A 19696-nucleotide genomic window follows, 5' to 3' on the forward strand; every position below is an offset into this window, starting at 1 on the left:
GCGTCCGCGTGCGGGGCGCCTGCTTATTGCAGCCAGGCGGTGCGGGAAGACAGCACGGCTTCTTGATGAGATGCGGACTCGAGCGCGTCGACAATGCCGCGAATGTGCTCGCAGGGCAATGTGAACGACAGGCAGGCAGTTTGCGATAGCCGAAAGCGGATCACAACATGGCGAGTACCGTCGAGCCGCCCGATCTCGCAGCCGCGCGCGTGCATGAGCGCGAACGATGGCGCTTCGCTCTTGTTGATGCGCTGGATCTTTTCCATCGCGTTGGGCAGCGCAACCAGCAGGTCGTTGAATACCGAACGGTGTAGTGCCGCCGTGGCGCTTCCATCGTGAATCAGAAGGAATTCGCCGTCCGCGCTCAGGTCGGCCGAACTGATCTGACGCACGATAGCCGTGACGTTCTCAGCCATGCGCGCGCGCTCCAGCATCTTGCACTGCGATCATGCCAGCGGCTGGCGTGATCAACGCACGATCGCGCGACGGCATCCACACGTGCGCGGCTTCGGCCATGCAGGCGGACCATAGCGGCGCTGAACTGGCTTCGAGGACCGCGCGCGAGACGCGTTCACTGAGAAAGGAAAGGGTCGTGGACATGGTGGACGGGTTCCGTGAGTCGATCCCGCCACCATAAATGAAGGCGCGTGTTTTTTAGTTACCGCGCGAGCGCCACTTCTTAATGTATGTTTCAGAGCGGCGTGGTTTCGGCGCGAATAGCTTGCGCACCTTCGTGCCGAGCCGCCGCAACGGGGCACGCTTGAGCGCCTTGACCTGTTCCTTTGCCCGCTCCAGCGCACTGCGCGTGGCAGCGAGTTCGCTCACTAGCGCGGCGTCCGCCGCAATGCCGTCGATCAACGCAATATTCACGACACGCGTCGAGCGATGCAGGGAAACCGGGCCTTGCGGCCAGTTCACGTCGGGACCGAATGCGAGCACCTGGGTCGCTTGCGCGAGCTTGCTGGACCAGAACGAATGCGTTTCATCACTAATCTCGCGCGATTCGACGAGCGCTTTCGAAAGCGCCAGCGCGTCGAGGTGAATCGCCAGGCCGCGCATCGCGTCAAAGCCGCATTGGCGAGGACCATCGGCGGATTCCACGCTGCCAAGCGATGGATTCAAGCCCGACATCTCCGCGATCCATTGTTCCGCCGCCTGGGCATAAGCGGGCGAGCGCGCGGCGAGATCGCAATCGAACACCGCATCGGATGACGTGAAGGCGTGCCGGAGCGTCAACAGCCAATGCGCGAGAAAGCCGCGATACGCGTCGGCGGGATCGATCTGCGCAACGTACTGTTTCCAGAACGTGAGGCGCGCTTCAAGCGTGACACGCGTGCCGCTCTCGGGCATCTCCGGCAACGTGACCCGCAAAGCCTCAATCACTTTGCGCGCGAGCGGAACGTGCCGGTTCATATCGAGCACGGCAAACGGAATGGCGACAAAATGCGCGTTGCGGTGCCAGGCGAACAGCTCCCAGCACGATTGCCATTGTGTGACCGGGTTCTTCAGGACAACGATATGCACCGCATCGGGAAACGTATCGTAGAACCAGTTGAGCCGCCCCAACGACCTGCAAAACTTGAAAACCGGTGTGCGCCCGGCGGCGCTTGCCGTGCGCGTGAGCGTATTCAGGTACTCGGCAATACGGGGCGCGGCTTCGGGTGCATCGCCGGAAAAACTATCGACAGAAAAGACCGCTTCATAACCGGCGATTCCCCGCTTTTCACCATCGAGCAGATGCGCGAACTCGGCGAAATAGGGGCTCTCCAGATCGGGATGCCCCGAACGCCAACTGCTCGCCGTGCTTGTGTTGAGCATGTCCCGATCGATGCTCGCCAGCATTTCATGCAGCGGTTCATAGTACGCGGTCACTTGATCCAGACTGCGAAAACAGGACCATAACCACGTGCCCGCCGTTCGATATCCGGTGTGCAGGAAAATGGCTTTCGATTCGGGATTCATGCGACCTCGGTAGTGAATTCAAATGCCCGTGGCCGAACGCAACCGCCGACAGACCAACGCTGAGACGCTGGAGTGTAGGGCGAGTCAAAGTTTCTCAGGTTACATAAAGCATTACAGTCGATTACGATTTTCAATTCATCAGGCTGTCGTGGCTGTTTGGGCACCACGGCGCATCGCGACGCTCAGTACTTCGATGCGAAATTGGCGGGCGCGAGCCAACGGAAGCCCGTCAGGACCTTGCCTTCGAACCGGCATTCGACTTGCGCGGGCACGAGCGCATGCGTGCTCCGGTCCTCCATCATGCCGCTCACGGTGAACGAGCGGCCATCCGGCGACGGCCGCGTGTCACTGACCGAGACGATCGCGGGTTCCGCGGATCTCTGCATTCTCTCCACACACTGGTCGGTATTTTTTTGGGCTACGGACGTGCAGCCCTCGAACGACAACGCGGCGGCGATCAGCGCGACTGCCGCGAGCTTGTCCATCTTCATATTCCTTCCTTTCGTTTCCAACATGGTTGATTGTCTCCGGCTTGATATCGTGGCCGACGCCGATTCTATGGCAGCGGCGAGTCTATTCTTCATAACTAAACATCGAGACGTGATTCGGATGCCGATGAAAGCGCCACGGCTGTTTGGTCGGGGCGGGTGGCTGCAAACCTTGTCAACGCGTAGCTGTGGGGTAGAAGATGACCGGGCCGATTTCAAACAACGCGTACGCCGTCAATAGTCGGCAAGAAAATCTCGAAACAAAGATTACGCAACGCACACGTAAAAAAACAGCAGTGACCGGCTCAGCGCCGCATTCCGCCGCCGCCTGCACTGAAGCCGCCGCCGGACCAGCCGCCCGCACTCGAACCTTGTACCGTGCCCGTTTCGACGCTGCCCAACTGGCTGTCGTCGAGCGTTGACGTGCGTGCGGCGTTGCGGTTGCGCGTGAGCGTCACGCCCGCCGCGCCCGGACCAGGTGTGGTGTCCAGCGCGGCTAAACCGGCAGCAACGTGGGCGTGGTGCTCGGGCGGCGCATTCGCATTCAGCGACGGATGCGCGCCATACACGTAGCCCTGTCCCACCCCGATCGCGAGACTCACGCCAACCGGACCGCATCCCGTGCTGATCACCGCGGCTTCCTGCGTGAAGGACCCCATCGTCCCCACGCCCGCCGACATCTCGCCGCTCGCCGAAACCGGCGCGCATTGCATGGCGTCGACCAGGACGCCGTTCTCCGGCACGCTCACGTCGATGAATTCGGTACCGCCAATCAATACGCTCGCGAGCTTGCCAGGCGCGAGCACACCACTGTGACTCGGACCGGTTGTCATGAACTCGACATCGGCGGCAAAACCCGTGAGGTGCGCCGCATGAGGCGGCAGCGTGACACGGTACGCCGCATTGCGCGGGCCGTCGTCGATGCCCGCGAAACTGCCGCCGCGCGTCACGATCCGGAAGCCGATGCCCGGAAGACTCGTCGCGTAGACGTTGCCGAGGCCAGCGCTCGTGTCGGCGGGCGCGAGCACGCGCAATTCGCGCACGTTGTCCGGGCCGCTGCACGTGAAGGGAATGTCGTTGAGCGCGGCCACATGGGCCGAGCCGACCGTGGTTCCCACCGGCGCATTGAGCGGCACCGAGAGATGCACGGGAGAAAGCGGCAGCACCAGCACGCCGGGGTCCGCGGTCGGTCGGCATTCGGCGTGCGCTAGCGGCACATAGGAACCCGCGAGCAGCGCCAGCACGGTGGTGAGCCAGCGTGCGCCGCGACGCGCAGTCGATTCGAAAGAGCGGGGCATCGTTGAAAAAGGGGCAAGTGAGCGCGACCGATTTTACGGCACGGCGACTTCAGCGCCCCGACAAGCAATTTACCGATTGTTACTGCTGCGCGATAGAACGCAAGGCCCCCGGTTTGACCGGCGGCTCGGGCATGCGGCGCATGTTCAAGGCGTTGACGGCTTTGACGCCCGCGCAGTATCGCCAGATTATTGGCCGGAACTGATTGCGCCGAGACTGTGCGCGAGATCGTCGATGAGATCACGCGGGTCTTCAAGCCCCACATGCAGACGCACGATCGGCCCGGTGTTCCTCCAGTCCTCGCAGGTTCTGGCGCTCGCGACGTTGACGACAGTCGCGAGGCTTTCGAAGCCGCCCCATGACGCACCTATCCCGAACAGCGACAGCCCATCGACGAAGCGATCGGCCGCTTCAGCCGACACTTGCGAGAGTTCGAATGAGATCAGTCCGTTGGTGCCGGTGCAGTCGCGCTGCCATAGCGCATGACCCGGATGTTCCGGCAGCGCAGGACAGAAGACGCGCGCGACGGCAGGCTGCGTAGTGAGCCAGTGTGCAACTTCGAGCGCATGCTTCTCGTGCAGCGCGAGCCGGGCGCCCAGCGTGCGCGTGCCGCGCAGCACCAGGTACGCATCGTCGGGGCTGACGGCGACGCCCTGCGCATCGCTCATTGTCGCGAGAGGCCGCCAGGCGGCCTCAGTCGTTGTAACGGTGCCCATCATCACATCGGAATGGCCGCTCAGGTATTTGGTCGCGGCCATGATGGAAATGTCAGCACCGAGCCGCAACGGCTGATATTGCACGCCTGAGCCCCATGTATTGTCCGCGGCCAGCAGCGCGCCGTGGCGATGCGCCAGTTCGGCGAGCGCGGGCAGATCGCACAGTTCGTAGAGCAGCGAGCCCGGGCACTCGACGTAGACGAGCTTCGTGCGGGGCGTCATGCGGCTCGAGACATCCGAGCCGTCTGCCCGGATATACGTGACGTCGATACCCCACGGCTCGAGGAACGTACTGGCGAAGTGGCGCAGCGGCTGATAGACGCAATCGGAAATCAGCACGTGGTCGCCAGGGCGAAGGTAGGCGAGGAACACCATCGTTATGGCCGCGAGGCCAGTGGGGAAGAGGCGCGTTCGATAGCCTCCTTCGAGTCCCGACACGACATCTTCGAGGGCGAAGCCGGTAGGATTGCCGCGCGCGCCGTATGTGAACAAGCGCTCGGTACTGCGCCGGCTGCGTGCATCGTTCAGATCGGCCATCGTTTCGAACAGCGCAGTCGACGCGCGTACGACCGGCGGGTTGACCGCGCGCCCGCCGTCGACGACCGTGGACGTGCCGCCTTTGACAAGACGGGTGGCAAGGCGCGGAGCGCGCGAATCGTGGGACATGTGAATAGGTGCCTTGAAGCGGGTGCCGTTCGCCGGCAGGTTCGTGGTTGCCTGATGTGCGGGCATCGCCCGCGCATCCTGCGTTCACTTCGTCGCGGCTGCTGCGCCGATTCGAAACGTGCTGTGCTCATCGGCGTCGAGCTGGGCGAGCAGGCCGGTTTCCCACGCGAGATACTGACGCGCCGCTGCCTTGTTGCCGTCGTGACGATCATGCACGAAGAACAGGTAGTCGATGCAGGCTTCGTCGGGCGGCATGGCGGGCGTGGCGCTTACGGCGTGTCCGGCCGCCGTCCACGCGCCAAGGCCGCCTGAGAGCAGCACGAAACGGCCTGTATCGTGAGGCCGGCGTCGCAGCCAGTCCGCGACGAACAGCTCGGCGACGCCGCGCTCATCCGCGACGAGCGCGATGTTCCGGTCCGCGGGCACATCTGGCGGATCGGGCAGACGCGGGCGAATTGCCCATTGCGAGCCCGGAATATGGGCGCTTCGATAGCTCATGCTCGGCCGCAAATCGACCACTTGCATTGGCCTGGTCGCGAGCGCTTCGGCAAGCGTTGCCGCGTCAATCTCGGGCAGGGTCGCTTCCACAGCCGCAGGCAGGACCGGCAGCGCCGCGCCGCTCGCGAACGCGTCGGGTAGCACGTAAGCGTCGTGGCCCAACTGACGCAACCAGCTGGCGACGATCGGCGCGCGCACGCCGTCGCTGTCGAACAGCACGACACGCGCATGACGCACGCCGACGTATTGATCCGTAGCTTGTATCAGCTGTCCACCCGGGGTGTGTTGCGCGCCCGGCAACGAGCCGCAAGCGAATTCTTCCGGCGTGCGCACGTCGCACAGGTAGAGCGTGCGGGACGCATCGCACGCCCACTGTGCGAACGTGGCCGCGTCCACATGTGGCACCGCGAAGCGTTCGGCCAGTGTGCGGCTCGCTTCGCGCATCGGCTCGAGGGCGGCGAGCGGCACCGCTTCCGGGTAGCGGCGGGTGCTGCCGTGCTCGAGCGGCAGGTCCTCCAGGTACCACCCCTGCGTGCCGTTTGCGAGCGCCATCACGGGGTTGGCGATGCCCAGGTTGATCAGCGTCTGCGCGCCGATGATGCTGCGCGTGCGACCCGCGCAGTTGATGACGATCGGCGTCGTCGCATCGGAAACGAGTTCGCGGATGCGATAGCCAAGCTCGCCATTGGGGCAGCAGATCGACGAAGGGATCGTCATCTTCCGGTATTCGCCGAGCGTGCGGCCGTCGAGAATGACGACCGGCTCGCCGCGTTCGCGCTTTGCCGCGAGTTCGCGCGCCGTAATGTGCGGCGTGTGATACGCGTGCTCGACCAGCTCGCCGAACGTCTTCGACGGCACGTTCACGCCCGCGAACAGCGTATGGCCGGCACGCTGCCAGCCCTCGGTGCCATCCTCGAGCACGTGCAGGTTCGTATAGCCACGCTCGCAGAGGCGAGCCGCCGCGTCGAGCGCGACGGTCGCATCGGTGTCGTAGAGCACGAGGCGCGTGGTGCGGCGGGGAACGAGCCGCCCGATCTCGAGTTCGAGCCGGCTATAGGGGAGCGGCACGCCGTGAAAGAGGTGCGCTTCGCCGTACTGCCCGTGCTCGCGCACGTCGATGAGAGCGATCTCGGCGCCGTCACGCAGCCAGCGCTTGAGCGTCGAGGCGTCGATAAACGAAGGGAGCAATGAGGTCATGTCGAAAGCGTTGCCGTTTCGTAGGGTTGAACGAATCCCCACCGATTGCCGGGGCAAAACGGTGCCTCGGTCCCAGCCCCATGTGGGCGGACCTGTGCTGGACACGGCGCCGCCACGGCGCCGGGCAGGATTCGGGAGTGGGCTTTGCGTTAGCGGCGCGTCTTCACGCCGATGTTCATCACCTGATACGTGCCGTTTTCGAGGTCGAACGTGATGCGCTCGGTGAGCGTTTCCAGCGCGCGGCCATACATGTGCAGGTGGCGGATCGGCGTGTCGCCCTTGATCTCGACGGCGTGAATATCGTCCGAGGCAAGCGCGATGCCGTGGCCGGGTTCGACGACGACGGTCTGCGTCACTTCGACGGAGCCCACGCCCGGCGTCCTGCCGTCGTCGGTGCGCCGATAGAGGAAGTTGTGCTCGATGCCGTCGACCGCCGCAATGCAGGCCCATGTCGTGTGGTTATGCGGCGTGATCTTCTTGCCGGGGCGCATGACATTCAGATACAGCGCGTAGGTCTGGTCGGCGTCTTCGTGAATCAGGTAGCGCGCCTGAAGCTCGCCATCGGCGGGCGGCGGGAAGTCCGCGTCCTGCCACAGCTCGCGGCGCGCCGCGAGCGACTTGACCTGATCGAGCACCGCGGTGAGCGCCGGACGCGTCTCGCCCGCGGGCGCAAGCTCGGATTTCATGGCGGCAATCGCTTCAGCGACGGCAGTATCGCGTTGTGCGGACAGGGACGGTGTTGACATGAATGGGTCTCCGGGATTGAAAGTAGGTTAAGCGGCGCGATACTCGGCAAGCTCGCGCGGCGACGGGCGCAGTACGTCATGTAAAAAGCGTTGCGCGCGCTCGTGTGCGGGCCGGGTGAAAAACCTGTCGGGCGGCGCGTCTTCGAGCAACTGGCCCTGGTCCATGAACCAGACGCGGCTCGACACTTCGCGCGCAAAGCCCATTTCATGGGTGACGATCACCATCGTCAGGCCGTCGTTGGCGAGACTTCGCATTACCTGCAGCACCTCCTGCACCATCTCCGGATCGAGCGCGCTCGTCGGTTCGTCGAACAGCATCAATGGCGGCTTCATCGCAAGCGCGCGTGCAATCGCCACGCGCTGCTGCTGGCCTCCGGACAGGTTCGCGGGCATCGCGTCGATCTTGTGCGCGAGGCCGACCTTGGCCAGCAGATTCTCGGCCTGGGCGATGGCTTCGTCGCGCGACATGCCGAGCACCCGGGTGGGGCCCAGGATCAGGTTTTGCCGCACCGACAGGTTCTGGAACAGGTTGAAGCTCTGGAACACGAAGCCGATGCGGGCGCGCAGCCGGTTGAGCTTGACGTTGCGCGCATTCACGTCGCAGCCTTCGAACAGGATGCGTCCCTGCTCGATGGCTTCGAGCCGCGTGACGGTGCGGATCAAGGTCGACTTGCCGGAGCCGGACGGCCCGCATACGACGACAACTTCGCCGCGCTCGATTATGGCGTCGATGCCCCTGAGCACATGGTGCTGACCGTAGTGCTTGTGCACGTTCTCGAAAGCGAGCATGGTCATGGTCTCTTTTGCTCCTGCGATATCAAGCGAGGCCCGCGCGCCGGCGAGCGATGCGGCGCTCCAGCTGCCCCGCAAAGCGCGAGACGGCGAAGCACAGGATGAAATAGAAAGCGGCAAGCACGAGGAACGTTTGAAACGGCTGCGTCAGCGTGATCGTGTTGACCTGCGCCGCCGAATACGTCAGCTCGGGCACGCCGATCACATACGCGAGCGAGGTCGCCTTGATGATCGAGACGAACTGGTTGACGATCGACGGCAGCATGTTGGCGAGCGCCTGAGGCAGTTGCACGTAGCGCATGCTCTGCAGCCACGAGAGCCCGTTCGAGCGCGCGGCTTCCATCTGACCGCGCGGCAGCCCTTCGAGTCCGGCGCGCACGATTTGCGCAAGGAACGCGCTTTCGTAGACGACGATCGCGCACACGGCCGTCGTAACCGCCGACACCTGCGCGCCCACCAGCAGCGGCACCGCGAAATAGGCCCAGAAAATCAGCATCAGCAGCGGAATGCCACGGATCAGACGTGTCCAGATGCTGGCGGCGCGTCGCAGTCCACGCAACGGCGAGACGAGCGCGAGACCGATCGCGACGGCAATCGGGAACGACATCGCGAGGCCCAGCGCCGAGATGACGAGCGTGATCGCCACGCCGCCGAGCGGCCCGTGCGGCCAGTTGCCGACAAGAAACAGCCCAAGATAGTTGTGCAGAATATCGAACATGGCTCAGGTTCCGAGCGGCGTCGTGCGACGTTTGGCGAAGTGGTCCGAGAGCGCCATCAGCGCCAGCGTGCCGATCAGATAGAGAACGGTTGCGACGAGGAAGATGTCGAAGGTGCGAAACGTCAGGTTGTCGATCTGGCGCGTGTTGTACAGCAGTTCGTGCACACCGATCGCCATGGCGAGTGAACTGTCCTTGAAGAGCCGCAACGCCTGGTTCAGCAGCCCCGGCAGCGCCACGCGCATGCCTTGCGGCAAGATCACGTAGCGAAACGCCTGCAGGTACGTGAGACCGATCGAACACGCCGCCTCTTGCTGCGTATAGGGAATCGTGCGCAAACCGGAGCGCAGGTCTTCTGACATGAATGCGCCGTAGTTGAGCGCCAGCGCGATCGTGGCGAAAAAGAACTCCGTGTTTCCGGCGTTGACCCAGTGATAAAGCGGCGCGGGCAACAGTTGAGGGACGCCGAAATACCACACGAGGATCTGTACGAGCATCGGCACGTTGCGGTGATATTCGACAACGGCAACGACGAACGTCTTGCACGCCTTGATGGGCAGCGCACGCAGCGTTGCGAGCACGACGGCTACGACGATGGCGAACAGGCCAGACACGACGAACAGCTGCAATGTGGTGAGTACGCCGTTGCGCAGCAAAGGCAGGTAGCCGTCGTCGAGCAGAAAGGAGAAGTCGAACATGCTGGGGCAGGTCGTCAGGAGTCGATAAGAAAAATGACGGGGACGGCGTGCGTTGCGCAGGGGTTCCGTCCCGGTGACTTCCGCGCGAAGCGCGTGCGTTCACTGCGTCCTGATCGGTTCGACCTTATAGTCGCGCGTGAACTTGTACGGCGAGTTCACGCCGAGCCATTTGTCGAAGCTCTGCTGAAGTCCGCTCGACTTGTCGTAGTCGTGCAGGATCTTGTTCACCGCCGCCATCAACGCGGGTTCGCTCTTGTTCATGACCACACCCCAGCGCTCCTCGTAGACGGGCGCAGCGAGCATCCGGTATTGCTGGCCGCCCTTTTGCGCGGCCTCGTTCGCAAAGCGCGCGAGGATGTTCTGACCAGCGACAAGACCGTCCACCTTGCCTTGCTGGAGCGCGAGGAACGCCGACGGAATATCGTGGAACGTGAGTAGATTCGAGTTCGGCAGGCGTGTGACCGATACCGCCGCCGAACTCGAACCTTCCGACGCCGCGATCTTCTTGCCGTTGAGCTGATCGAGATTCTGGATGGAGGAATCGGCACGCACCAGCACCCGGATCGGCGCGACGTAGTACTGGTCGCTGTAGTCGACCTGTGCGGCGCGGGCCGGCAACCACGCCATCGCGGCGGCGAGCACGTCGACGCGGTGCGTCTTCAGTTCGGGAATGCGCGCGTCGGTCGACAGCGTGCGATGGTCGAGCTTCACGCCCAGTCCTTGCGCGAGCACCCGGCATACGTCGACGTCGAAGCCCACGATCTGGCGCGTGGCGGGATCGGGAAAGGCGTACGGCTCACTGGCGTTTTGCGTGCCGCATACGAGGGTGCCGCGGGCCTTGATGTCGGCCAGTTCGTCCGCATTCGCCCGGCCGAAGGTGGCGAGGAAGGTGATCGTCAGAACGGCCAGTTTTCGTTGCCACATAAAGCGGGGTCTCCTCCAGAAAGGAAGTCTCTGCGATGACGGGTGCCGCGGTCGAGCGTGCCCGCCTGTGCCCACCTGTACGTTGAGGGCACGCGTCGACGCACGCACATGTCTCCGGTTGCATAAATTGTGCTTGAGTGTTGACAAGCTTATCGGTCAAAATTTTGGCGAACAATTTAATTATTTGCCGAAAAGCATTAGCGAAATTGAACTATCGGATGCCCGGAATGCGAAACCTCGATATCGATCTGCTGCGCACGTTCGTCGCCATCGCCCAGCGCGAAACGTTCGCTGCGGCGGCCGAGCAGGTCGGCCGCACACAGTCTGCGATCACACAGCAGATGCAGCGGCTCGAGCAGGAAGTAGGCTGCATCCTGTTCGAGAAGCGGGGGCGGCAGAAGATGATGACGACGGACGGGGCGAGGCTGCTCGCTTACGCAAACAAGATCCTCGCGCTCAACGATCAGGCGGTGCAACTGGCGTATTCGCGGGGCCCTGGCGAGAAAGTCCGCATAGGATCGCCGCACGACGTGGCGGACTCGATCCTGCCGAACATGCTGCGGCGTTTGTCGAAGTTGTCGACTGAACTGCAAATGGAAATCAACGTCGGACGCAGCCCGTTCCTGATGGATGCGTTGCGCGATGGCGAACTCGATCTCGTGATCTCGACGCGCTACGACGATGCGTTCCCGGGCGTCACGCTGCGCACGTCGCCAATGGTCTGGATCTGCGCGGAGGATTTCACGTTCAATCCGGGCGAGCCCGTTCCACTCGTGATGGCCGACGAGCTGAGCCTGTTTCGCAAGCTGTCGATTGCTGAACTCGACGCGAACGACATTCCCTGGCGGACGAGCTTCATGTCTCCAACGCTGACGGGCATCAAGGCCGCGATCAGTGCTGGCCTCGGCGTCACGGCACGGACCACCGAACTGCTCGACGCGAATATGCGCGTCCTGACCGAAGGCGATGGCTTGCCGCGCCTGCCGGAGGTCGCCTTCTATCTGTACGTGCAGCCGACTTGTACGAGCGCCGTGCTGCGCGAGTTGTTCGAGTCGACGGAGCGCATCGCGACGCGCTTCGGGCCTTCGTTCGCATAACCGGCCGCGTTCGGGTCTGGCGCTTTCGTTCGCGTTACGGCCACCTTGCGATTGCAGGATATTGGCATTTACCCCAAGGAAAAGACACTGGCATTTCTCTTGCGGACAGACTAGGATTGCGCCCAATGTTACCGGTTACAGTAAACGGTAACATCCCGGCTGCGGAGTCGCGCTTCACCCCGGCGCGGCCGGGAGCGACCATGATTAATAAAACAGGAGACACGAGATGAATCTGGCCACCAACGTGCGGAGCCGGTCGAGGATTCGCTGGTGGGTTGCGGGCCTCATGTGGGCGGCGATCGCGATCAACTACATCGACCGCACCGTGCTGTCGGCGGCGGCGCCGCGCCTCCAGTCGCAATTCCACCTGAGCGCGGTGGAAATGGGTGTCGTCATGTCGGCGTTCTTCTGGTCGTACGCACTGCTGCAACTGCCCGCGGGTTTTCTTGCCGACCGTTTGGGCCAGAAAAAGGTGCTGGGTTTCGCGGTGCTCTGGTGGTCGCTGGCGACGGCGGCCACGGGCATCGCGAGCGGTTTCAAGTCGCTCGTCGCGTTGCGCGTGGCGCTTGGCGCGGGCGAGGCGGGCGCGTATCCGAGCAACGCGGGCATTGCGTCGAAGTGGTTTGCGCGCAGCGAACGCGCGACGGTCGCGGGCATTTTCGATAGCGGGTCGAAGCTGGGTGGCGCCATCGCGCTGCCGCTCATTGCCGCGATGCTCACGGCGTTCGACTGGAAGATCACGTTCGCGCTCACCGGTTTGCTCGGTCTGATCTGGTACGTGGTGTGGCAGTTCACGTTCAGCGATTCGCCGCGTGATCACAAGCGGGTCAATGCCGAGGAACTCGCGTACATCGAGAGCGATTCATTGGCAGAGCGAAGCGACAACGCAGAGCGCCCCGCGCTGCGCAAGCTGCTCGCACACCGCAACATCTGGGCGATGTGCATTGGCTTCTTCATGATCAACTATAACTCGTACTTCTTCATCACCTGGCTGCCCACGTATCTCGTGAAGGCGCGTGGCATGACGATGATGGAAATGGGCTGGATGGCGTCGCTGCCGCTGCTCGTCTCGATAGTGGTCGAGATTTTCGCAGGCTGGGCGTCGGATCGCGTGTTCGCCTCGGGCAAGCTTTCGCTCACCGCTACGCGCAAGCTCTTTCTCGTGATCGGCTTGCTGATGGCATCGAGCATCGGTTTCGCCGCGTTCGCCGACTCGGCTGCCGTTGCGGTGCTGCTGCTGTGCATTGCGAAGTCGGGCACGACCGTGGCGGCTTCGCAAGTCTGGGCGCTGCCGGCCGACGTCGCGCCGCGCAACGCCGTGTCGATGGTAGCGGGCGTTCAGAACACGGTATCGAACATCGGCGGCGTGGTTGGCCCGATCGTCACAGGGGCGATTGTTGGCGCGACGGGTTCGTTCGTGCCAGCGCTCGTCGTGTCGTCGGCGCTGATCGGCGTGGCGATCGTCAACTATCTGTTCCTGCTGGGCAAGGTCGAGCCGATTCGTCTCGACGGTGCTTCGCCGCAGCCGCAGGCGCGCGAGTACAGCAACGCCCCGTAATACCACCGGATCAACCTACGCGGTTTCGCCGGAAGCATTCCCGCCGTTTTCTCTCAGGCGGTAATACATAGTAGTCCTCTAAATACTAAAACCAGACAGGTCACCTGTATGAAAAAAGCACTTTTCGCAGCGGCCGGGCTTTTGTCCGTCGCACCCGTCATGGCGCAGGCCCAGAGCTCCGTCACGTTGTATGGTCTCGTCGATGCCGGTATCGGTTATGTCAATAACATCAAGGGCGGTTCGGCGTTCCAGTTGACGAGCGGCCGCCTGAGCGGTAGCCGTTGGGGCCTGAAAGGAAACGAGGATCTCGGCGGCGGCCTGAGCGCGGTGTTTACGCTCGAAGGCGGCTTCAAGCCCAGCGACGGCACCGCCGCACAAGGCGGGCGTCTGTTCGGCCGCAGCGCGTTCGTGGGCATTGCGAAGAGCGGCATCGGCACGTTCACGCTCGGCCGCCAGTATGAGCCGTTAGCGGATCTCGTCGCGCAATACGCCGGTTCGGGCTTTTGGTCGCCGTCCACCCACGTGGGCGACAACGACAACCTGAACCAGACGTTCCGCATCAACAACGCGGTGAAGTTCCGCAGCGACACCATTGCGGGCTTCACCGTCGACGGCATGTACGCGTTCAGCAACCAGGCGAGCGGCGCGGGCGGTCAAGGCTTTGGAAACAACCGCGCCTGGGGCCTCGCCGCGAACTACGTGAACGGGCCGCTCTCGATCGGCGGCGGTTACGTGCTGCTCGATCATCCGAACACGACGACCAACACGAGCGGCGCGATTGGTGGCGCGTCGACCACGAGCGGCGACGACTACAGCGGCGGGTTCTTCTACAACCTCGACGGCGGCGTGGCCCGTCAGCAAATTGCGGCGGCCGGCGCGAACTACAAGATCGGCAGCGCGATTGCGGGCTTTGCGTTCAGCCACACGGAACTCGACTATAACGACGGGTCCTCCCGCAAGTTCAACAACTACGACGCGAACCTGCGCTACCTGCTCACGCCCGCCACGACGCTGATCGGCGTCTACACGTTCACGGACGGCCGCGCGAACGGGCTGGCTGGCACGGGCGGCGCGACGCTCAAGCCGAAGTGGCATCAGTTCACGCTGGGCGTGGACTATGCGCTCTCCAAGCGGACGGACGTCTACCTCTCGGGCACGTATCAGCTCGCGGCCGGCGACGCATCGACGCGCGTGGGTTCGTCGTACAGCCGGATCGCGGCGATCGCGTATGCGGGCGGCGCATCGTCCACCAATCGTCAGGTCGACGTGTTCACGGGCATCCGCACGAAGTTCTGATCGCGCTTTACGCGCTGGAAGCAAAAAGGCCTCGCCATGTGTGCGAGGCCTTTTTGCGTTGCCGTCGCGACGCGATCACGCTCAAGCCGAGCCGCGCTCGATCAGCGTGAAGCCGACGTCCACTTTTGCGCGCTTGCTCGCGCCGGTCTCGATTTTCTCCATCAGCATGGACGCCGCGAGCTTGCCGATCTTCGTGCCGTCGATCCGAATGGTTGTGAGTGGCGGGTCCGTGTCGGCGGCGAAATTCTGGTCGCCGTAGCCGATCACCTTGAGGCGCCCCGGCACGTCGAGCCCGCGCGCACGGGCTTCCATGAGCACGCCGAGCGCCATGATGTCCGCGCCGCAGAAGATCGCGTCGATCTGCGCATGCTCGTCGAGCAGCTTCGCGAGCGCGCGGCGTCCGTCGCCGAGATGGGCGGGCGAGGGCACGGCGGCCACGGGAATCTCGCGCTCGCCGCCGAAGGCGTCGATGAACGCGTTGGCGCGCAGCGTCGCCCGGCGGTCGCCCGGCGTGACGATGGCCGGGTGCCGCGCGCCACGCTCGCGCAGGTAGCGCGCCGCCGCTTCGCCTACGCGCGTATGCGAGAAGCCAATCAACATGTCGAGCGGCGAGCGCGTGATGTCCCACGTTTCGACCACGGGAATGCCGGCCGCGCGCAGTTTCTGCCGCGACGCCTCCGAGTGAATCACGCCGGTGAGCACGATGCCTGCCGGCCGCCGGCCGATGATGGCGTCCAGCAGCGCCTCTTCGCGCGATTCGTCGTAGCCGCTCTGGCCGAGCAGCAACTGATAGCCGGCCGTCTCGAGTTCCGCGGTCAGGGCGGCGACCGTTTCCTGGAACACGCTGCCCGCCATCGCCGGGATCAGCGCAACGACGAGGTGGCTGCGATTCGAGGCAAGCGAGCCCGCGATCAGATCGGGTGTGTAGCCCGTTTGCCGCACGGCCTCGCGCACGCGTTCCAGCGTTTCAACCGAAACCAGTTCGGGATTGTTGAGGGCGCGTGAAACGGTGACCTTCGTGACCCCCGTCAGTCGGGCCAGGTCGCTGAGCGTGACCCGGCCGGTGTTCTTGCGGGCACGCCGCGACGCGGTGCCGGCGGCGGGCTGGGCGAATTCTGTCGAGGTCTTGGTCACGGGCGCGCGCGCTCCTGCGGCAAAAAGGTGTTGGCATTATCCCAAAACTGTACTACGATGGCACCTATGTTACCGGTTACATTAACCGGTAACGCTGTTCCAAACGAAAGGCGCGCGTTCCCCGGCGCAGCCAGCAACAATTTCGCATGGGACCGGAGCAGGTGCCGCTGCGCGCCCTTCGGATCGTCAGCGGAGACAGGCGAATGCTCCAATCCAACAAGTCCTATAACGGGCCGTTGATCCGGCTCAACCCCAACGACAACGTCCTGATCGCGCGCGAGTCGCTGACGATCGGGGATCAAGTCTTGATCGAAGGTGAAGTGATTCGCCTGCGCGCGCAGGTCGCGGCGGGCCACAAGGTGGCCGCGCGGCGCATGGCGTCGGGCGAGCCCATCCGCAAATACGACACCGTGATCGGCGTGGCTGCGCGCGACATCGAGCCTGGCGAGCACGTTCATACGCATAACATCACGCTCGTCGACTTCGATCGCGATCCGGGTTTCGGTCTCGATGTGAAGCCCGTCGACTACGTCGCGCCGGAGCAGCGCGCGACGTTCGACGGCATCGTGCGGCCCGACGGTCGCGTCGCCACGCGCAACTTCATCGGCATCCTCGCGTCGGTCAACTGTTCGGCCACGGTCATTCGCCATATCGCCGACTACTTCACACCCGAGCGGCTGCGCGATTATCCCAATGTCGACGGCGTGGTCGCGTTCGCGCAAACGAGTGGCTGCGGCATGTCCTCGCCGAGCGAGCACTTCGACGTGCTCCGCCGCACCATCGCGGGCTACGCGCGCCACCCGAACCTGGGTGGCGTGCTCATCGTCGGGCTGGGGTGCGAGCGCAACCAGGTCGGCGATCTGCTCGACTCGCAGGGGCTGAAGACGGGCAAGGCCGTGCACGCGCTGGTGATGCAGGACACGGGCGGCACGCGTGCAACGATCGAAGCCGGCATCCAGGCCGTGCAGGCGATGCTGCCCGCGGCAAACGACATCGTGCGTACGCCGGTGCCGGTCAGCCATCTGAAGATCGGTCTCGAATGCGGCGGTTCGGACGGTTTCTCGGGCATCACCGCGAATCCGGCGCTGGGCGCCGCGATGGACCTGCTCGTGCGTCACGGCGGCACCGCGATCCTCTCCGAAACGCCCGAGATTCACGGCGTCGAATACATGCTCACGCGCCGCGCCGTGTCGCCCGAAGTCGGCCAGAAACTGCTTGACCGGCTCGCGTGGTGGGAGCGGTATACGCGCGGCCAGAATGGCCAGTTCAACGGCGTGGTCGGGCCGGGCAACCAGCAGGGCGGTCTCGCCAACATCTTCGAAAAGTCGCTCGGTTCCGCCATGAAGGGCGGCACGACGCCGCTGCAAGCCGTCTACGAATACGCGGAGCCGATCGATCGCGCAGGCTTCGTATTCATGGATTCACCCGGCTACGATCCCGTCGCGGTAACGGGGCAGATCGCGAGCGGCGCGAACCTGATCTGCTTCACCACGGGCCGCGGCTCCATGTTCGGCTCGAAGCCCGCGCCGACGCTCAAGCTCGCGAGCAACACGCCCATGTTCACGCGTCTCGAAGAGGACATGGACATCAACTGCGGTCGCGTGATCGACGGTGAGCGCACGATCGAGGAAATGGGTCAGGACATCTTCGATCTGATCGTTCGCGCGGCTTCGGGCGCGCGCACGAAGAGCGAGTTGCTCGGACTCGGCGACAACGAGTTCGTGCCCTGGCACATGGGCATCGTGAGCTGAGGGCGCGCGACTGCGCGCCTAGGGCCGGCATCAATAGAACAGGTAGGGAGACAGCAGATGTTCGAATCTGCGCAGCGGCACGGCCGCTCGAAGATGCGCTGGTGGGTTGCCGGCCTCATGTGGGCGGCGATTGCGATCAACTATATCGATCGCACGGTGCTCTCGGCGGCGGCGCCGAAAATTCAGTCCGCGTTCCATCTCGACGCGATGCAGATGGGCATCGTCATGTCGGCGTTTTTCTGGTCGTATGCGCTGCTGCAATTGCCGGCGGGCTTGCTCGCCGATCGGCTGGGCCAGAAGAAAGTGCTGGGTTTCGCGGTGCTCTGGTGGTCGCTCGCGACCGCGATGACGGGCCTCGCGACCGGCTTTCGCTCGCTCGTCGGTTTGCGCGTGGCGCTGGGCGTGGGCGAGGCGGGCGCGTACCCGAGCAACGCGGGTATTGCCACGCGGTGGTTTCCGCGCAAGGAGCGCGCGACCGTTGCGGGCATTTTCGACAGTGGCTCGAAGCTCGGTGGCGCGATCGCCTTGCCGCTGATCGCGTGGATGCTGGCCGTGTTCGACTGGAAGATGACCTTCGTGCTCACGGGCCTGCTCGGCATCGTGTGGTTCGTCGCGTGGCTCGTGAGCTTCACCGACTCACCCGCCGCGCATCCGCGCGTGAATGCGGCGGAACTCGCGCACATCGAAAGCGATAAAAGCGCGCAACGCGCGCAGCCCGTCGCGCGTCCGCCGTGGCGCAAGCTGCTTGCGCACCGCAACGTGTGGGCGATGTGCATCGGCTTTTTCATGATCAATTACAACTCGTACTTCTTCATCACGTGGCTGCCCACGTATCTGATGAAGGAGCGCGGCATGAGCGTGCTGCAGATGGGCTGGATGGCCTCGTTGCCGCTGCTCGTGTCGATCGTCGTCGAGATTTTCGCGGGGTGGGCCTCGGATCGCGTATTCGCGAGTGGCAAGCTCTCGCTCACTGCCACGCGCAAGCTCTTTCTCGTGGTCGGGCTCGTGATGGCGTCGAGCATCGGCTTCGCGGCGTTTGCGCACTCGGCGCTCGTAGCGGTGCTGCTGCTGTGCGTCGCGAAATCAGGCACCACGGTCGCGGCTTCGCAGGTGTGGGCACTACCCGGCGACGTCGCGCCGCCCAATGCCGTTTCGATGATCGCGGGCCTGCAAAACTCCGTGTCGAATCTCGGCGGCGTGGTCGGCCCGATCGTCACGGGCGCCATTGTTGGCGCGACCGGTTCGTTCGTTGCCGCGCTGCTGTTCTCGGCGGCGCTGATCGGCATTGCGATCATCAACTATCTGTTCCTCCTCGGGAAGGTGGAACCCATTCAATTCGGCGACCCTTCACAGGAGACACGCATTCATGAACCCGCAGACTTCAGCGCTTAATCCGTTCAAGGCGGCGCTCGCCGCGCGCAAGAAGCAGGTTGGCTTCTGGCTTTCCATGGCGGATCCGTATCTCGCAGAAGTGAGCGCGACGGCCGGCTTCGACTGGCTCCTCATCGACAGCGAGCACGCACCGAACGAACTGCGCACGATCCTCGCACAACTGCAGGCCGTGGCGCCGTACCCGGGCGAACCGGTCGTGCGCCCCGTGAACGGCGACCCGGCGCTGCTCAAGCGTCTGCTCGATATCGGCGCGCGCAATCTGCTCGTGCCGATGGTCGATACCGCCGACGAAGCGCGCGCGCTCGTCGCGGCCGTGCGCTATCCGCCGCATGGCATTCGCGGCGTGGGCAGCGCGGTGGGCCGCGCGTCGCGCTGGAGCCTGCGTACCGACTACCTGGATATTTCGGATGACGAAGTATGCTTGCTCGTGCAAGCGGAAACGACGACGGCGCTTGGCAACCTCGAAGCGATCTGCGCCGTGGACGGCGTGGACGGCGTATTCATTGGGCCGGCCGATCTCGCGGCTTCCATGGGTTATCGCGGCCGGGCCACGCATCCCGAAGTGCAGCAGGCGATCGACGGGGCGATCCGCACGATCGTCGCGTCGGGCAAAGCAGCGGGAACACTCACGTCCGACCCGGCACTCGCGCGTCACTACCTGGAGCTTGGCTGCACGTTCGTCGCGACGGGGGTGGACATCCTGATGTTCGCGAACGCGGCGCGCAAGCTCGCGCGTGATTTCGCGGACGTGCGCACAGCGGACTGAAGC

The 19696-nt window shown here is 64.0% G+C and carries 20 protein-coding genes; 7 read left to right on the forward strand and 13 right to left on the reverse strand.

Going from position 1 to position 19696, the window contains the following annotated elements:
* Window positions 1-23 precede the first annotated feature (23 nt).
* From U5A65_RS11635 to U5A65_RS11655, 5 genes are all read right to left on the reverse strand, one after another.
* A complete protein-coding gene (locus U5A65_RS11635; RefSeq protein ID WP_321914531.1) occupies window positions 24-416 on the reverse strand; it encodes a hypothetical protein in 393 nt (130 codons plus the stop codon).
* Entirely contained in the window at window positions 409-600 is a 192-nt protein-coding gene (locus U5A65_RS11640; protein WP_321914532.1) for a hypothetical protein, read from the reverse strand. The genes U5A65_RS11635 and U5A65_RS11640 overlap by 8 nt, the downstream gene beginning before the upstream one ends.
* Before the next feature lie 54 nt (window positions 601-654).
* The gene (locus U5A65_RS11645) at window positions 655-1962 is read right to left on the reverse strand and encodes a hypothetical protein (RefSeq protein WP_321946330.1); all 1308 of its coding nucleotides are present in this window, start codon (window positions 1960-1962) and stop codon (window positions 655-657) included.
* Window positions 1963-2144: 182 nt separating this feature from the next.
* On the reverse strand, window positions 2145-2447 hold the full coding sequence (locus U5A65_RS11650; RefSeq protein ID WP_321914534.1) for a hypothetical protein: 303 nt from the start codon (window positions 2445-2447) through the stop codon (window positions 2145-2147).
* Window positions 2448-2755: 308 nt separating this feature from the next.
* Complete coding sequence (locus U5A65_RS11655; RefSeq protein ID WP_321946331.1) at window positions 2756-3748, reverse strand: hypothetical protein; 993 nt, start codon at window positions 3746-3748, stop codon at window positions 2756-2758.
* Between the two features lie 2 nt (window positions 3749-3750).
* On the opposite strand from U5A65_RS11655, the gene U5A65_RS11660 reads away from it, so the two are divergent.
* The gene (locus U5A65_RS11660; protein ID WP_321914536.1) at window positions 3751-3951 is read left to right on the forward strand and encodes a hypothetical protein; all 201 of its coding nucleotides are present in this window, start codon (window positions 3751-3753) and stop codon (window positions 3949-3951) included.
* Here U5A65_RS11660 and metC read toward each other — a convergent pair.
* From metC to U5A65_RS11695, 7 genes are all read right to left on the reverse strand, one after another.
* Entirely contained in the window at window positions 3935-5128 is a 1194-nt protein-coding gene (metC, locus tag U5A65_RS11665) for a cystathionine beta-lyase (RefSeq protein ID WP_321946332.1), read from the reverse strand. The two genes, U5A65_RS11660 and metC, sit on opposite strands and share 17 nt — an antisense overlap.
* An 84-nt stretch (window positions 5129-5212) precedes the next feature.
* Entirely contained in the window at window positions 5213-6823 is a 1611-nt protein-coding gene (locus U5A65_RS11670) for a rhodanese-like domain-containing protein (protein ID WP_321946333.1), read from the reverse strand.
* A 149-nt stretch (window positions 6824-6972) separates the two neighbouring features.
* The gene (locus U5A65_RS11675) at window positions 6973-7569 is read right to left on the reverse strand and encodes a cysteine dioxygenase family protein (protein ID WP_321946334.1); all 597 of its coding nucleotides are present in this window, start codon (window positions 7567-7569) and stop codon (window positions 6973-6975) included.
* Between the two features lie 27 nt (window positions 7570-7596).
* Window positions 7597-8358 carry an amino acid ABC transporter ATP-binding protein gene (locus tag U5A65_RS11680; RefSeq protein ID WP_321914626.1) on the reverse strand — a complete coding sequence of 254 codons (762 nt, stop codon included), beginning with the start codon at window positions 8356-8358 and terminating at the stop codon, window positions 7597-7599.
* Window positions 8359-8386: 28 nt separating this feature from the next.
* Window positions 8387-9079, reverse strand: a complete 693-nt coding sequence (locus U5A65_RS11685; RefSeq protein WP_321914540.1) for an amino acid ABC transporter permease — start codon at window positions 9077-9079, stop codon at window positions 8387-8389.
* A gap of 3 nt (window positions 9080-9082) precedes the next feature.
* Window positions 9083-9775, reverse strand: coding sequence for an amino acid ABC transporter permease (locus U5A65_RS11690; protein ID WP_321914541.1), 693 nt, complete (start codon window positions 9773-9775; stop codon window positions 9083-9085).
* 99 nt (window positions 9776-9874) lie between these two features.
* Window positions 9875-10699 carry a transporter substrate-binding domain-containing protein gene (locus tag U5A65_RS11695; protein ID WP_321946335.1) on the reverse strand — a complete coding sequence of 275 codons (825 nt, stop codon included), beginning with the start codon at window positions 10697-10699 and terminating at the stop codon, window positions 9875-9877.
* 227 nt (window positions 10700-10926) lie between these two features.
* Here U5A65_RS11695 and U5A65_RS11700 point away from each other — a divergent pair, with 227 nt between their 5' ends.
* From U5A65_RS11700 to U5A65_RS11710, 3 genes are all read left to right on the forward strand, one after another.
* The gene (locus U5A65_RS11700) at window positions 10927-11796 is read left to right on the forward strand and encodes a LysR substrate-binding domain-containing protein (RefSeq protein WP_321946336.1); all 870 of its coding nucleotides are present in this window, start codon (window positions 10927-10929) and stop codon (window positions 11794-11796) included.
* Between the two features lie 226 nt (window positions 11797-12022).
* Window positions 12023-13354, forward strand: a complete 1332-nt coding sequence (locus U5A65_RS11705; protein WP_321914544.1) for an MFS transporter — start codon at window positions 12023-12025, stop codon at window positions 13352-13354.
* 108 nt (window positions 13355-13462) lie between these two features.
* On the forward strand, window positions 13463-14650 hold the full coding sequence (locus tag U5A65_RS11710; protein ID WP_321914545.1) for a porin: 1188 nt from the start codon (window positions 13463-13465) through the stop codon (window positions 14648-14650).
* A gap of 81 nt (window positions 14651-14731) precedes the next feature.
* Here the strand turns inward: U5A65_RS11710 and U5A65_RS11715 are convergent, their stop codons facing one another.
* Window positions 14732-15784, reverse strand: coding sequence for a LacI family DNA-binding transcriptional regulator (locus U5A65_RS11715; protein ID WP_321914546.1), 1053 nt, complete (start codon window positions 15782-15784; stop codon window positions 14732-14734).
* Between the two features lie 203 nt (window positions 15785-15987).
* Here U5A65_RS11715 and U5A65_RS11720 point away from each other — a divergent pair, with 203 nt between their 5' ends.
* Genes U5A65_RS11720 through hpaI form a run of 3 tightly spaced genes read left to right on the forward strand, consistent with a single transcriptional unit; the run spans window position 15988 to window position 19693 of the window.
* Window positions 15988-17535 (forward strand): altronate dehydratase family protein, encoded by a 1548-nt coding sequence (locus tag U5A65_RS11720; protein WP_321914547.1) that lies wholly within the window; start codon window positions 15988-15990, stop codon window positions 17533-17535.
* Window positions 17536-17592: 57 nt separating this feature from the next.
* Complete coding sequence (locus tag U5A65_RS11725; RefSeq protein WP_321946337.1) at window positions 17593-18927, forward strand: MFS transporter; 1335 nt, start codon at window positions 17593-17595, stop codon at window positions 18925-18927.
* Window positions 18902-19693 carry a 4-hydroxy-2-oxoheptanedioate aldolase gene (gene hpaI / locus U5A65_RS11730; RefSeq protein ID WP_321946338.1) on the forward strand — a complete coding sequence of 264 codons (792 nt, stop codon included), beginning with the start codon at window positions 18902-18904 and terminating at the stop codon, window positions 19691-19693. The genes U5A65_RS11725 and hpaI overlap by 26 nt, the downstream gene beginning before the upstream one ends.
* Window positions 19694-19696: the final 3 nt, after the last annotated feature.

Origin of the sequence: Paraburkholderia sp. J10-1 (genome assembly GCF_905220165.1) — a bacterium.
Classification (GTDB): domain Bacteria; phylum Pseudomonadota; class Gammaproteobacteria; order Burkholderiales; family Burkholderiaceae; genus Paraburkholderia.